Source organism: Dysgonomonas termitidis, assembly GCF_054657735.1.
The window spans coordinates 1,687,591-1,702,451 of the sequence record NZ_BAAHYD010000003.1 but is presented as its reverse complement, the minus strand read 5'-3'; the positions used below and the strand labels follow the sequence as shown (position 1 = coordinate 1,702,451).

Sequence of the window (14,861 nt, the reverse complement as noted above, 5' to 3'; positions counted from 1 at the left end):
GGACGAACCGCCGGACGGCCTCCGGAGCTTCCTGCCTGCCTGCGGCGGGCTTTTCACCTCCCCCGCAGGTCAGCAGGCAGAAGATCATAATCCCCAGAACCAGTAAGGGGTAGATGATAGAAATCAGTATCCTGGTGAATTTAAACATATCGTTTATTCTGTTTTTATGTGGTTTTTAATATACGTGTAACCTGTACGACGGTTCATGGCCGGAGCATGTATAGAACATCAAAAAAATCAGCAGCATAATGCCTAAAGCTGCCAGTAACTCTTTCAGTGCGTCTTCCCGGTTCTCGTGTTTCTTCACCTTCCTTTTATTTTTTCAGTTAGCAAATGAGCAGGTGAGCAGGTCGGCTTTTTCGTACATGTATTCATGTTAAGCTGATCAGCCGGTTACCGTAGGGCTCCGGGCTGTACCGCGCTCCTCTGGCCGCTTCAATCCCAGATATTGTTTATATTATGTTCATCCGCGGACAGTTTGAGGCCGGCCAGACCGTAGCATACGGCTATACCCTTGCACGCATCATATCAGTAACCTTTTTCATTATTCTTCTATCTTCTTTTATCATTCGTAATTCTTCATGAATCATTTATGATTCTTAATTCTTCATTTTCCATATGCTAATTTGCTCTTATTTGCTAATTGGCTAATTGGCTCCGCCGAACGTTGTTTCGCTTATCTGCTAATTCCCGGATTGTCCGATAGCCCTGCTCCAGGCCAGTGTTTCATACGCCCGGTTCAGCAGCGGGAACCGGTCCTGCGGGATGTAAGTGGTCAGCCCCGAATGATGCGCTATAACGAACCCGTTATAACCGGGCATAAAATCCGCGGTGGAGGCCTTCCAGACCACGGCTTTGTCCACCAGGCGGCGCAGCTCATGCCGCTGTTGGTCATCAGCCAGTAAGCCCCCGTAGTAATCCCCGAAATCAAAGAACAGCCTGTAAGACGGATACCGGTCGAAATGCTGTATGCCGCCGATGTCAACAGCCGCGCCCGGGGTGGCGTTCTCCCGTATAAAGCCGGCCAGCGCCTCCAGCTCCGATGTCTTTATCACCGAGAGGGTAGCCGACCGCAAATCCCCGACCCGCCCGTCAGAGTAGCCGTAGGCTTTGCCCGCAAAAGCCCGCAGGCCGGGTTCCCCTTCAAACAGGTCGTTTACCGCCTGCGGGTAGACATCCGTAAAGCCCGGGGAGACGATCTCCGCACTGGAGGCCAGGATATAGGCGGTCTTGTCCTTCAGCTGGTAAGCCACCTCGATGCCGGCCATAAAGCAGGCCTCGAAGACGATATAGTCGAAGGCGCCAACGGGGATGGCCGACGCGAAATCCGCCAGCGCCATCTGGTCGCTCCCGTCGCTGAGTACGGTCTTGGCCCCGGACTTCGGATCGGACAGGGCGCCCTCCGGCAGCCAGCCCGATGCATGGGAGAAGACCAGCAGCCCGTAGCCAGGGGACGGGTACTGCTTCTTCACCTCCGAGATAACCGAAGCGAATACCTCACCTCCGGCCGAGTTGTCCTCTTCATACCGGCGGATCACCTTGGTGTAGGGGTTGCCCTTGTCGCAGCGGCACAGTTCGAGCAGCTGCGGCGCCGCATCGGCCGCGTCGTGGTAGACCAGCAGCCTGCCCCCCTGACGGGCATCCCAGCCCCGGCCCAGCGCTTCGAGCTTCGCGTAGCTTTCACCCGACAGGTTGTTGTCACCGCCCAGGTAGACCAGCAGCACATGCTGGGTGGCCTCGGGTTCCTCCCCGTCTCCGGTGCAGCGGCAAAAAAATACCGTGCAAAGCAGCAAGACAGGCAGGCAGCGCAACGCGATCCGGTACAGTCGGAATCTATCTTTATCCGTTTGTTGTTTTCTTTCTGTCATTTCCATATCTTTCTATCTATCCTCCTTTGCCTTCCGTTTATTTAAAACTGCGCGAATTATCACAACTCACGCAGATCTGAGTGTTTACATAATAACTACATAATGCCCGGTAAACCTGGTGCCACATAAACACTTCTCTTAGTTAGCTTGCTGTATGTTTCATGTTTTTACGTTTCATCTTTCCGGTATCCATTCAGTTGCCCCGGTCAGCCTCACCGGCGTCATACATCTGCCGGGTCAGCCGCGAAAGGGTGCTACAGTAATTAAACCAGGTCTGCCAGGCCTGCGTACAGAACCTTGCCAGGCCGGCATCGCCATACTGTAAGCCCGCCGGGGGCAGGCTGTAGTCCACCGCATAGGCGATACAGCCCGTGACGGAATCCACGTAGAAGCCGCCCCAGTCCAGCTGGCGGTTGATGGCCGACAAGCAGGCCCGCACCAGACGGGTATCTTCTCCCGCCGCGCTCATGGTGCTGATAAGGCGGCTCTCAAGGGTGGCCCCGCTGCAACTGAACAGGTTGCATACACAGCCGTTTTCATCCTCGTGGAAGAGGTAAACCAGGCCGCTGCCGGGATCGTACTGCCCTTCCAGGCTGTGGTCGCCCAGTATCCGCAGCAGTATGCCGGCATATATATCCATCGTGTCCTTTATTCTATGTTTGTTAATTATCATCGTATGTCTTTTTTAATCGTATTCCTTTTAAACAAACCACGCATATTATCACAACAGGCGTGGTTCCACAAACTTTACAAAACTACACAATCAGGCTACTTCACGGCCTGACGTCTTTTCTAACTTATACGGACCTTATGGGTCCGAAACTTTTTACCTGACAATTCATGGAGACTAATAAAAAGGGACCCTGACTGTCATCCCGACATGCAGGATCCCCACCTTAACACAAACTTTACAAAACTTTACAAAAACTACTTCCCAGCCTTTATTCCGGCTACGGAATTATGACCTTGACGCCCGCCGGCGGCCAAGGGTCCTTTTTTATATATCTTGTTCCAATGTCATTGTTTCTTTTATTTTTATACTCATAGCTCGTTACATTGTTCATAACGGCCGGGTAAATGCAGGCTCCCGGTGAAAGAGGTTATATGTATCATCAGAATCTAATAGGGAGCCTGCCAAACCCACTTACATGAACAATGTAATAATGAACTATAACGTTTTCAAGCCGGCAGTCGAGTGCCATATGTACAGCGGTTTTAGTCATGGTCCTGTATAATTGGCTCCTTTTCGCGCGTCGTCCGGCCGGAAACGGATAACAACAGCACAGGGGTGTCGTTGCATCTTCGTGCCGGATTACAGCTTGTTAGCTGTATACTCCGTTCGTTTAAGTACCGGTTTTCCCGGTTGTTATCGTTTTGATTCATCCTGTTATATATTTTTATCTGTTCGTATTCATTTATTTTTATCTATTTGTCAATTCCCGACCTTTGTTTTCTTTTTTAGTAGGGTAGCATAGCGCTTTCCTAGAGGGTCACAGTGACAGTGAACTGAGCCGGATTTGTTTGGCCTCAAATGACTTTGGCGAACTGTCGATTTATTAGCGCTCTGTTATTATAACGTAATCTAATGCGAGCCCAGTCCAGCTTGATTTGCCTACGGCGCGGTGCAAAACACCGATCTTGTACCCGTTTACGATTTTCGTCTCTCGGCCAGGCCTTATAGTCCAATAATAGGTGCCTCCCGCACTCGTGTTTGTCCAAAACCCCGGTGAGGGGATATCATCGTATGTGTAGTCATACCCCTCATACGCAGCCACTGCGGGATTAGTCACCCTACCTGGTTCGTCCACTAGTCTGAAGGTACGTGAATCTACGGGAACAAATTCTATATGATATTTCGGTGCATATATGTCTATTAAAGTGTCGTTCAGGATGGTGAAAGACATAGCGTTGACATTAGCCTCGGTAGCTGTAATGTATACTACCGAGCCCGCAGGCACATAGGAGCCCGGGGGTAGCGGTGTGGGGTCAAGCGCGGTACTTATAGTGAATGATCCTACACCCGTGCCGTAGATAGTACCAACATCGATTTTCACGCGGTCGTCGCCCGACTGCGTAACCGTTACGACATGGGTAAAGTTCCCTGACTGTATTTTGATTTTACCTTCGCGCGCTGCCCCGGTATTTTCCTGAAGCAGCACCGATACGGTTTCCATTGTGTTAGCATCTCCTCCTGGGTCATCTACCGAAAGCCAGCCGCCGTCCGGGGCCGTTGTACCGTCGGCTTCGAAACAAGAGATCGTCCAGGCGGCAGTGGATTTGACGGTGATTTTGTTGTCCGTGGATGCATCGGTTACCTCCTCATAGCCGAAGCTAAAGTCCGGCGCATTGACCGCCAGGTAATTCTTTGCATCCCAATAGACATCCGTAACGTTTTCATCGATGACGAAGACCTGTACGTCGATATTGGTAATGACATCCGTCGAAGCCAATGCGGCGGCAGCCGTAGCAAAGCCCGGGCCGCTGACCTGTGAGACGGTGAAGGTGTACCTATGGTTGCGTACGATCGGCATGAAGTCGCCTTTGGTGGTACCGCTAACGCTGCCGTCGTAGGTGAAGTCCACCGGATAGTAATAATCCACAAGGTTGTATGTCCCCCTGATAATGATGCGGGGGGCGGTCTGGGTGCTTATCGTTGCGGTTGTCGGGGCGGCCGCTTCGAAGGCATAGATCTCGCCGGCCATATTGGCCGACACCGCGGCCCCGGTGTATGTTATCGGGGAGGTGGCATTCTGTACCGCTCCGGGCAGGTTAGGCTGTGCCGGGGAAGCCCCGTATTGCGTATCGTCGTTGACCAGCAGGCCGTTTTTATTGAAGTTGTACAGCATCACGTCTTTGAGCGTAAATGTCGCTGCGGCGCTGTTGACGATATCCACACGCGCCAGCATGCGTACCAGGTTCAGGCCGCTGAAGGTCTGGCCCTGCCTGATACTGATGCCGTTGGTCGTCCCGGCTATTACTTCGCCCGTCATCGGGATGTAATCCGGTGTAGCGGTATCCCATTGTCCGCTGGCATGGGTATATTCGATGGCATTCAGTTCGCTAATGGGGCTGTCGTCGGCCAATGCGCCGACCTGGCTGTTGGCATTGGCGACCACCACCAGCCGGCTGTAATCGCCCGCAGGGATGGACAGGGTCACCTTGACATTTTCATTATTGGTGCCGCTGGAAGTTATATCCGAGGATGTGGCAACGATCTTCTGTTGAAGCTGTTCGGTGCCGCTGACATCCTTGTAGGCCAGCACGGTGAGCTGGCTCACCTGGTTTTCCTGCCCCGCGGTCATGCCGTAGGTCGAGGGTGTTCGGGCGCCGGGGATGCGAACCTCGAGGGTCACATTCTTGTCCCCGTTCTGACTGGGATCAGGGATTTCATTGTTCGCGTCTTCCGATGTGCAGCCGGTGAGCAGCGCTATAGACAACAGCAGCAAAGCTATAGTGTTTGTTTTCATCGCTTTATCTTTTTCTTTACTTTCGCTTCTTTTATTTTATCGTCCAGTTTTTATGAAGCTTGGATCGAATCATTAAATCATTATTGATTCATCTTTTCTTCCTGCTTCCTGTTTTTTTGTATGCTTGTTTTTTTATATGTCCTGTACGGCCATTTTATAATGCTGATTTTTGTTGTAAGCCATCGCTATACATATGTTTGGTTTTCTGAACCGTTGCAATTTCTTATAAGCATATGTTTTCTTCATTCTATTCTCTTTCTCTTTTTTATCTTATCACAGTCGTTCAAGGGTCCGGTTTATTCGCTTCCTTATCGTCCCGGCAAACCGTTTCCTTTTGTTCGTGCGCTCCGCTAGCCGGAATATCCGTCAGTAGGCTTCGACTTCCACTATCTTTTTTAGCAGGCTCACCTGCTGGCGTTGCAGGGACAGCATCTCCGTCAGCTTGGTGTCGATCACAGAGGCCAGTTCCAATTGTTGGCGTTGTAGCCGGCTGTCGACCGGTTGGGCGTCGCTGGCCGGGGTCGGCTGTTTCAGCAGTGTCCGGTCTTTGGGCGAGCGTTCCCGTAAACGGCGGTAAACGAGTTCGAAGCTGTGCAACCCGAAGCTGTGCAGGTCGCGGTTCGAATAGCTGCGGCCACGCCCTTCGGCGGCCAGCCAGCGGCGCACTTCCTGCCGTACAAAGCCGTCCAAAGCCTCGAACTGCTTTCCCACATCGCCATGCTTGTAATAGTTGGCAAAACCGTCGATCTTCCTGTTGACACGCTTCATGAACGCATGCGGGGCGATACCCTTGCAACGCTTTATCTCGACTGTCAGCCGCTCTTTGAAGGAGCTTACCTTCGCGTCGCTGATGCGGGCGTAGCCCCCTGCGAAGCGCCAGCCGCAGAATTCAACGGCCTTGTCCGAGAACCGGCCCGATTGCGTCTTTTCCGCGTTCAGGTCCAGGTCGTAGCTGAAGGATAGCGTATTCTGCAGGTAGGCGTAGACTTCCGCGGCCTGTTCCTGCGACTCCGTGCAGATGAACACGTCGTCCATAAAAACGATAAAGGGAACCCTGAACCGGCGCTGTACCTCGAGCCATACCGGCACCAGCATCACCGGGGCCAGGATGGCCGATACGGCGCTGCCGATGGGTATACCACGCGTTACAGGCAGGGAGCCGCACCACTCGTTCAGGTTGGGCACATAGCGTTTCTTAAAGGCTTTGGGCACGTAGTCCAGGCCCAGCAGTTCGCGGTAGGCCACCTGGCAGCCGACGATCAGGTCGCGATGCCGGATAGCCGGGTAAAACTTCGCGATATCCGTCCGGAAGAAATAAGGCCAGGCCTTCTTGTTCCTGCGGATAAAGCCCGTGATATAATCATGCGAAAACCCGCGGATGTGATGCCCTTTCAGACGGCGCGCGATCTTGTCGCGGAACTCGCGGCGGAGGCAGGCGGCCAGCTCCTTCTCCCAGACCGTTGCGGTCTGCGAGTAGTAGGGTACCGGGCGGATGTTCTGTTTTAGCATTGTTATCTTTGATTTTTATTTTATTTTTCTTCGCTTACTGTTTTTTTCTCCCTTGTCCTGTCGGCCGTCTTCACGGCGGCAGGGTCTCGGAAGGACTATGTACTGATAGCCAGCACGTTAGAGGTGCTCCTGAGCCGCTTTTGCGCCAATTTGACGCGGTTTTTATGGTTTTGTTGCATCGTATTTTATCGTTTAATGTATTCATATTCACCTTTTTAGCCCTTATCCCGAGTCCCCGACCTTTTTTTTAGTTTATATAGGGTAGCGTAGCGTGTCTGTTGCACAACTAAAAAAGAAAGAAATAAGCATTAATAAAAATTGATTATACGGTTAATTATTAGTATATTACATGAATAAATTCAATCATTATGCTAGGTAAAAAACACTACGAAGAAAAACTCTTTCTAGTCTTCAGATTGTCAGATCGGGTACCAGATAATAATTTTTATCGCCGTTTAAAGAATACGCTTGATTTATCCTTTCTCCGTAAAAAGGCTCTGCCTTATTATGGGCGGGAAGGACAAGCCAGTATTGATCCGGAAGTCTTCTTTAAACTCATGCTTATTGGCTATATAGAAAACCTAAGCTCTGACAGAAAAATCATCGAACATGCCAGTATGCGTATGGATATGCTTTACTTCTTAAACTACAATGTCGATGAACCTTTGCCTTGGCATAGTACACTAAGCCGTACACGTCAACTCTATGGTGAAGACTTATTTCTTGATGTTTTCGCTCATATACTCTACCTCTGCTTTGAAGCAGGAATGGTTGAGGGTCGTTCTCAAGCAATTGATAGTGCTTTTGTTAAAGCGAATGCCTCTATGGAAAGTCTTGTCGATAAAGAAGTTCAATTAAAGGTCACAAGCTCTATGTATTATCAGGATCTATGTGCTAATGAACAAGAGCATAAATCAGGGCCTCAGTTCAATAATTCCTCTATCAAGCCATCAAATCCCAGGCATGGCCAAAATAAAAAGCGATGCAGTTCAACAGATCCGCAAGCACGGTTATCCAGGAAGCCACACAAAGCGCTAAATCTCAACTATCTTGCACAAATAAGTGTAGATACGAGTTCCCATGTTATTTGCGGTGCTTTGGCAAGCCTTGCAGACAAACGGGATTCACTTTGTTTACCTGATATCTTAGCTCAGGCAAGAACTAATTTATATCCAATGGGTATAACCATTTCCCAGGTATTGGCGGATACAAACTATAGCAGTGGACGTTCTCTCAGACATTTAGAAGATCTCAACATTCAAGGGTATATACCCTGCATGGGAAACTATCTTCCTAAAAGGACGAATTTCACTTTTCATCCGAAAGAAAATTATTACCAATGCTATAAAGGCGTAAAGCTCCCCTTTAAGTATATACGCACCGATCACCGGGATAATACCCGGACCAGAATCTATGAATCTTCCGGCAAAGATTGTAAAGACTGTTCGCTTAAAGCAGCGTGTCTTGGTAAAAAAAACTTCAAACATTTAGAAGATACCATAGACAAAGCTTACTATGATCGAATGTATCAACGTATTCATACTCCTATAGGCAAGCGAATGATAAAACTGCGTTCATCTACCGTTGAGCCTGTTTTAGGGACTCTGCTTCATTACCGGGGAATGAAAAAAGTATATACAAAAGGTATAAAGCTTGCCAATAAACATGTCTTATTAGCTTCAATGGCTTATAATATCAAGAAATTATTGTCGTACATCTTCTCCCCCGGCTTTAAGGAGGCTCGTATGTGGCTGAAAAATCTGTGTTATAAACGCACTCGTGCCTTTCTTGATGAATATGAGTATCTTTTTTATAATTTTTTCCGCTTGAATAATAATTTCCGGTTTTTTTTAATGCTTGTTTCATAAATAGTATGGTTTTAATAATTATCTAAAATTAGTTGTGCAACAGACACGTAGCGCTACCCTATTAGGGTGGGGGTGGCAGTGAATCGACCATGATGCTGAAGGGCATCAGTAAGATTTGGTTTACTGGGGCCTTGAACGTTAATTATAAATGAAGTTCGAGAGCCATCGGCACTGGCTTTTTTGTTATTTGCCTCCCTTATATTTGAATGGTCGGTTCTTGCGAGTGGCTACTTTGATATGTGCAAGCCACTACGGGTTAAGATTGAGCTATCATGCGATGCGGCATAGGTCAAGGAATGAGTACCCACCGAGCTTCGTAATTTTGAATCTCGTCCTCGGGAATAATGATCAGTGGCCGTCGATAATGCCCCACAACCTTTAGTCCGGTAGATAAGTCGTACCACCCGTCCCAATCGTAACCGCTGTTGTCCGTAGGATTAGGAAATAAGAGCATCGTGTTTGCATCGTATAGTCCCGATAAGTCGATGAACGAGCCCGCGGCGTCTATATTCTTAGTGAAAGTCAACATTACTTTCCGTTTCTGACTAACAGTAATTACTAACGTTACATTGCCCGCCTGTATGTAAATAAGAGCTGAACGGTTTACAGGCCCGGCTTCAAGAACGTCTATGGTCAAAGGCTGGGTCACGTTGAATGCCCCGTTGTTGGGAGTGGCGGTGAGCCAATCGATGGCTTCTCTTGAGGGGCCCTCGATCTTATCGATGACCCACCCGTCCGGATGGTCTGTGAATACGTCAATGATGTCATTGCCGACGCTCGATGGGAAGGACAAAACGTTGGTGGAGACCTTCAGGTGGTTATTGCCGGCAGTCACACTGCCATTGCCGTCGTTCCATGCCTGCACGGTTGCCTTTATTGTGGCTGTCCCCTCAAAGGCTTTATCCGGAGTGTCCGGGCCTTCAAGGTCTATTTTAGTGATGGTAACGTTATATGAATAATTACGCTTTACATCGTAGAACGCGTTTGTTGTATAATTCTTCAGGTCTACACGGTAGTAGGACTTTGCGAGGCTACCGTTGTAATAGCCGACGACGACCAGGCAGGTGGCGTCCAGCGGATCTGTTCCGGCCTTGGCGATGTTATCGGCCTCGAAGGTATAGATCTTATTGTCGATTGTGTTCGTCGCCGAAGTGGTGAAGGGCCCGAACCTGGTCTTCTGAGCCATCTGGGCTCCTGCTACGATGGTCGGGTTAGTCACGTCTGTACCGGTCCAGTTATCAGGGATTATGCTGCCCTTCTGGCGGGGGTTGTACAGGTAGGCTTCCGTCAGGTCGAAGAGGACTTCGCCATTGGTGATATTGACCCGGGCCAGCATACGCGTCAGGTTGACGCTCAGCCCGCCGATGGGATTATAGCCTGATGTAACGGCCTGGTTGGTGATCTCGCCCCACATCGGGATGCCCGTCATGGTAGATGCGTCGAAAGCGGTACTCTGCTCCAGCAAAAGGCTGCTGATAACGCTCGCCTTGGTGGCTCCCGCAGAGATGGTTCCCAGCAGGGTTTCCACCTGTGTGCGGCAGTTGGCCAGCACGACAAGCGTCTGGTTGACGGCCAGTTCGGCCAGGATAACCTTAAAGGTATTATCGCCTGCCGTATGCCCTACGGTGGCACGGTAGAGGAAGGTTCCCCTGTCCACATCCGCAGTGCCTGCGGGGTCTGTCTGGAAGCACAGCACATCGACCGTATTGACCTTAGCCTCGTCAGCAGGCATGGCATAGGTCACAGGGCCGGCCGCCGCGGTGGCGCCCGGTACGGACATCGTGATGGTTACCTGTTTGCTCGCGCCGTTTATTTCCACGGACTCTTCGTTCCTGCACGAGGTGAAGGCCATGGCCAGCGTCAGCAGGCAGTATACCCCGAGACCCGACAGGGCCGATCCGGAGCGCTTATACAGTTTTTTTGGTATCATATCTTTGAGCTTTTTTTAATATTGCATTTTTTTTTCATATAATTGCGTACCGGCATGATTTTTACCCGTTTGATGCATCCTGTTATATCTTTTAATATGTTCGTATGCATTTATTTTTATCTATTTATCAATTCCCGGCCTTTTTTCTTTTACATCGGATACCTCGGCACTACCCTATAGGTAGGTAGTAGCGACAGTGAGCTGAGCCTGGTGCTGTTTGGTGTCTATCGACGGTGGCTACCTGATTTAAGGAGTGGTTGACTGCGTAACCGTCACTACATGTGTAAAAGGCCCGGACTGTATTTTTATTTTACCTTCGCGCACCGCTCCGGCATTTGCCGTAAGCACGACCGAAACGGTAGCCGGCGTTGTCTGATCGTTTGCGGAGCCAGAAGCCGGTGTGACCGAAAGCCAGCCGCCGGCAGCAGGCGTTGAACCGTCCGCTTCGAAACATTCGATCGTCCATGCGGCAGTGGATTTAACGGTTATCTTATTATCAGTTGATGCTTCTGTCCTCGCTTCCCCGCCGAAGTCAAAGTCCGGCGCATTGACCGCCAGGTAATTCGAGGCATTCCAATAGACATCGGTAACGTTTTCATCGATGACGAAGAGCTGCACGTCGATGTTGGTAATGACCTCCGTCGATGCCAGGGCGGCATCTGCAGTGGCAAAGCCCGGGCCGCTGACCTGTGAGACGGTGAAGATGTATTTATGGTTACGCACGACCGGCATGAAAGCACCTTTGGTGGTACCGCTGCTGCCGTCGTAGGTGAAGTCGACCGGATAGAAGTAATCTGTTCCGCTATAGGTACCCTTGATGATGATACGGGGTGAAGTGGCGATATTTGCCAGCACGGGGGCGGCCGCCTCGAAGGCATAGATCTCACCCTCCATCTTATTACCGGACTGCAATGCAGTGTAGTTATAGGTTAGCGGGGAGGTGGCATTCTGTACCGTTCCGGGCAGGTTAGGCTGTGCCGGGGAAGCCCCGTATTGCGTATCGTCGTTGACCAGCAGGCCGTTTTTCTTGAAGTTATACAGCATCACGTCTTTGAGCGTGAAAGTAGAGGTTGCATTGTTGATTATATCCACACGCGCCAGCATGCGTACCAGGTTCAGGCCGCTGAAGGTCTTCGACTGGCCCTGCCGTATACTGATGCCATTGGTCGTTCCGGCTATTACTTCGCCCGTCATCGGGATGTAATCCGGTGTAGCGGTATCCCATTGTCCGCTGGCATGGGTATATTCGATGGCAGTCAATGCGGCCAGGGCGCTGTTTGCAGCCAATGCGCCGACCTGGCTGTCGGCATTGGCGACCACCACCAGGCGGCTGTAATCGCCCGCAGGGATGGACAGGGTCACCTTGACATTGCCGCTGCCGTCACTCGTGAATTCCGATGATGTGGCAACGATCATTTGTTGAAGCTCTTCGGTGCCGCTGATATCCTTGTAGGCCAGCACGGTAAGCTGGCTCACCTGGTTTTCCTGCCCCGCGGTCATGCCGTAGGTCGAGGGTGTTCGGGCGCCGGGGATGCGAACCTCGAGGGTCACATTCTTTTCCCCGTTCTGACCCGGATCAGGCTGAACCGGATTATCGCCATCCATGGTGCAACCGGATAACAGCGCCATGGTAAACAGCAATAAAGTAATAGTGATTGTTTTCATACGTTTTATCCTTTTATCCTTTTTTTCTTCTACGTTCTATCGTTCTGTATGTATGAAGCATGGATCGAATCATTAAATCGTTATTCATTTATTTTTTGTTCCTGCTTCCTGTTTTCTTTGTATGCTTGTTTTTTATATATCCTGTCCGGCTTTTAACCTTCCAATGATTGTGTCCGGTCTGTGCCGTAGCTTGTTTTTATTCGTGTTACAGCGTGTCTACAGGGATGTTTCCCCAGTTCTCGAGCAGCGTGACGATAACCACATTCCCCTCGAATGAGATAAGGATAGGTATGGTGACCTCTTTGCCGTCAGCGATGACGATGTTGTTGTCGGCTATGAACTGCTGCAGGTTTACGGTATGGAGCACCGTATTGTCCGTGCTGTTGTCCAGCACGTCTATCGTGATAGGGTTATCGGCCGTGAAGCGCAGCACGTCGCAGGTGGCCTGCGCCTGTTTGTTGCCCGTGTCTACCGTTACCGGCGGATAGTATGTCGTAGGGTTACCGTGGGTAACCATATTATAGTCGTATGCAGGTACAAGGTTGTTCACCCTGATATAAGGGTAGCCGGAAGTCGGTGCGCCGGCGTCGGTGCTTGCCAGGCCTTTGACTTGTATGATGAGCCGGATATAAGCCGGTGTGAATGGTACTGTTTCGCTATTGGCCGTGTTAGGTTTTACCGTAAAGGTATGTGTGCCGTAATACAGGGCATCGTTGGTCGGTATGCGCGCGGAATTGAAGTAACCGGGATTAGCCACTTCGTGCCGGCTAAGATCGGCTCCCTTTGTCAGCCCGTTGATTTGGGTATTGTCAAAAGCATTTCCCCAGCAGACAGCTGTATAATCATCTGCCGGCAGGTATAACCTGACTCCCTGGAAGGCATCCAGATCATCCTTATCAACTTGCACCGTCTCCACCAGCTTTCCATTCGGATTGTATATCGCGACTGTCACCCGGCTGATATGATCCGGAAAGTTCAGGTAGGTAAATGCGAGCGTCAGATTCTCATCCGGTGGGCAATCACTCAGGTCATCACCGATACATCCTGTGAAAAATACTGACGCAACTAGCAGGATTAATGTCTTCAGCTGTTTCATATGTGAATAATTTATTTTTGTAAGGCAATTGCAGGCAATAACCGCGTTACCGCTTGCTTGTTTATTGGCTTTATTTTTTTTGTCGTATCGTTTATTATACCGTTTTACAGGGTCCGTTTCCGGTAAGTTACCGTGAACCGCTTTATGATAAACCCTCCCGGGAGAGGAGGGGCGCCGGTCCGTTATATCCGGAACCCTTCCCCGTCCCTTCTGAAGGTTTTTGATTGGTTTCTCCGAAAGTAGCCGGGCAGTGTAAGCCCCGGCCCCTTTGAGGTGAAAGTTCAATAGCTGTTATTTAAAATGCAGGAACAACGTCCTGGTTTGACCATGGAGATACAGTACAGTTCACCGTTATGCTCTCAGTAGCATTTGTTTCCGGATACGGAGACAAATTTTCACCTCCTATTTTAATACCTTCACCAGTGCCAGTGACACCCAGGGTGTATACTTTTCCGGCTGCCAATTGTGTTAACGGTGTTCCACCTACTTTCAGGTCTTTAATAGTAATATAAGCAGGAGATGCAAGGCTATGGCCGACAGCAAATGCGTCCTCTATTTTTAATACGATATGGGGAACCGCTGATTGGTCTACCCCGTCGATGGTTGTTCCCGCAACCGACACTTTTACAGGCAATACATAATAAGCCCATCTGTTAGCCGGTGTAAAGCTTGTAGTGCCTGTAACTCCTGTAAATTCATCTTTGAAACGTGCAGGGTATGAACCGTTGGTCCAAATTGCATCAGACTTGCCATAGTTTAGAATACTAGCAGCCGAAATCGGCTTAGTTGTATAGTCCGTACCGAGTTGTGTGTATGTATTGTTGATATAAATCCCTGTCAGTTTGAAACTTGTCAATGGAATTTGTGCAAGCGGATCTGCCTCAACCTTGAGAAGCTCGATCCGGGAAATAGCAGGAACCAGCATTACATTGGCTACATATGAACCCGCACTTCCTGTGATAGCAGCCTGGCCGAATACATTAACATTTGTTTGCGGGTCGGTCTGACTGGCCTGTTGGAACAGTGTCTCGTTCAGTTTCGATAACGGATCATAGTCCACGATTTCACTGATACTACCGGAAGCGAGAGTAGGGGATGTTGTTTCAGTCTCGCTATTGGCGACAATAATCACATCGGTTACGGAACCCGGTACATTGTTAAATGTTTTACCTGACGCTACCTCCAAGGTAGTCAGCGTACCGACTTGTGCGATAACACCGCCACCGACGAAGAATACTTTCGCTTCCTTGATATCAGGTACCACGCCTACAGCTGACGCTTCATCGGCATAAGTCGACGGCACGGCGATACTCACGGTCACGTTTTTTTTAGGAAGATCGTCCGCTTGCGGCGCGTTCGCATCGTCATTCGAACAGCTGCTGAATCCTAATAGCAAGGCTGTTGCTGCAATAATTGCATGTTTGAAATTTGTTTTCATTTTTTGTTAATTTTAAAATT

The 14,861-nt window shown here is 49.8% G+C and carries 10 protein-coding genes; 1 reads left to right on the top strand and 9 read right to left on the bottom strand.

What is annotated here, in order from left to right:
- Nucleotides 1-175: 175 nt before the first annotated feature.
- The 5 genes from ACYQ3L_RS27830 to ACYQ3L_RS27810 all read right to left on the bottom strand — a co-directional run bounded on the left by ACYQ3L_RS27830 (nt 176) and on the right by ACYQ3L_RS27810 (nt 6,844).
- Nucleotides 176-307, bottom strand: coding sequence for a hypothetical protein (locus ACYQ3L_RS27830; protein ID WP_380000823.1), 132 nt, complete (start codon nt 305-307; stop codon nt 176-178).
- A 376-nt stretch (nt 308-683) separates the two neighbouring features.
- On the bottom strand, nt 684-1,874 hold the full coding sequence (locus tag ACYQ3L_RS27825) for a clostripain-related cysteine peptidase (protein ID WP_459952544.1): 1,191 nt from the start codon (nt 1,872-1,874) through the stop codon (nt 684-686).
- A 187-nt stretch (nt 1,875-2,061) separates the two neighbouring features.
- Nucleotides 2,062-2,541, bottom strand: coding sequence for a hypothetical protein (locus ACYQ3L_RS27820; protein WP_459952501.1), 480 nt, complete (start codon nt 2,539-2,541; stop codon nt 2,062-2,064).
- 883 nt (nt 2,542-3,424) lie between these two features.
- Nucleotides 3,425-5,335 (bottom strand): BACON domain-containing protein, encoded by a 1,911-nt coding sequence (locus ACYQ3L_RS27815; RefSeq protein ID WP_459952543.1) that lies wholly within the window; start codon nt 5,333-5,335, stop codon nt 3,425-3,427.
- A gap of 366 nt (nt 5,336-5,701) precedes the next feature.
- Nucleotides 5,702-6,844: a reverse transcriptase domain-containing protein gene (locus ACYQ3L_RS27810; protein WP_459952542.1), complete on the bottom strand. Its 1,143-nt coding sequence runs from the start codon at nt 6,842-6,844 to the stop codon at nt 5,702-5,704.
- A gap of 368 nt (nt 6,845-7,212) precedes the next feature.
- Here ACYQ3L_RS27810 and ACYQ3L_RS27805 point away from each other — a divergent pair, with 368 nt between their 5' ends.
- The gene (locus ACYQ3L_RS27805; RefSeq protein ID WP_459952541.1) at nt 7,213-8,712 is read left to right on the top strand and encodes an IS1182 family transposase; all 1,500 of its coding nucleotides are present in this window, start codon (nt 7,213-7,215) and stop codon (nt 8,710-8,712) included.
- A gap of 289 nt (nt 8,713-9,001) precedes the next feature.
- Here ACYQ3L_RS27805 and ACYQ3L_RS27800 read toward each other — a convergent pair whose 3' ends face one another.
- From ACYQ3L_RS27800 to ACYQ3L_RS27785, 4 genes are all read right to left on the bottom strand, one after another.
- Nucleotides 9,002-10,642, bottom strand: coding sequence for a BACON domain-containing protein (locus tag ACYQ3L_RS27800; RefSeq protein ID WP_459952540.1), 1,641 nt, complete (start codon nt 10,640-10,642; stop codon nt 9,002-9,004).
- A gap of 246 nt (nt 10,643-10,888) precedes the next feature.
- Nucleotides 10,889-12,307 (bottom strand): BACON domain-containing protein, encoded by a 1,419-nt coding sequence (locus ACYQ3L_RS27795; RefSeq protein ID WP_459952539.1) that lies wholly within the window; start codon nt 12,305-12,307, stop codon nt 10,889-10,891.
- A gap of 205 nt (nt 12,308-12,512) precedes the next feature.
- Nucleotides 12,513-13,403: a FimB/Mfa2 family fimbrial subunit gene (locus ACYQ3L_RS27790; protein ID WP_379996274.1), complete on the bottom strand. Its 891-nt coding sequence runs from the start codon at nt 13,401-13,403 to the stop codon at nt 12,513-12,515.
- A 295-nt stretch (nt 13,404-13,698) separates the two neighbouring features.
- Nucleotides 13,699-14,841, bottom strand: a complete 1,143-nt coding sequence (locus tag ACYQ3L_RS27785) for a hypothetical protein (RefSeq protein WP_379996276.1) — start codon at nt 14,839-14,841, stop codon at nt 13,699-13,701.
- Between the last annotated feature and the right edge of the window lie 20 nt (nt 14,842-14,861).

Bases quoted from the DNA above. Each gene is read 5' to 3' on its own strand.
- ACYQ3L_RS27805 (WP_459952541.1), top strand. From the start codon at position 7,213: ATGCTAGGTAAAAAACACTACGAAGAAAAACTCTTTCTAGTCTTCAGA.
- ACYQ3L_RS27825 (WP_459952544.1), bottom strand. From the start codon at position 1,874: ATGGAAATGACAGAAAGAAAACAACAAACGGATAAAGATAGATTCCGA.
- ACYQ3L_RS27815 (WP_459952543.1), bottom strand. From the start codon at position 5,335: ATGAAAACAAACACTATAGCTTTGCTGCTGTTGTCTATAGCGCTGCTC.
- ACYQ3L_RS27810 (WP_459952542.1), bottom strand. From the start codon at position 6,844: ATGCTAAAACAGAACATCCGCCCGGTACCCTACTACTCGCAGACCGCA.
- ACYQ3L_RS27790 (WP_379996274.1), bottom strand. From the start codon at position 13,403: ATGAAACAGCTGAAGACATTAATCCTGCTAGTTGCGTCAGTATTTTTC.
- ACYQ3L_RS27800 (WP_459952540.1), bottom strand. From the start codon at position 10,642: ATGATACCAAAAAAACTGTATAAGCGCTCCGGATCGGCCCTGTCGGGT.
- ACYQ3L_RS27820 (WP_459952501.1), bottom strand. From the start codon at position 2,541: ATGATAATTAACAAACATAGAATAAAGGACACGATGGATATATATGCC.
- ACYQ3L_RS27785 (WP_379996276.1), bottom strand. From the start codon at position 14,841: ATGAAAACAAATTTCAAACATGCAATTATTGCAGCAACAGCCTTGCTA.
- ACYQ3L_RS27795 (WP_459952539.1), bottom strand. From the start codon at position 12,307: ATGAAAACAATCACTATTACTTTATTGCTGTTTACCATGGCGCTGTTA.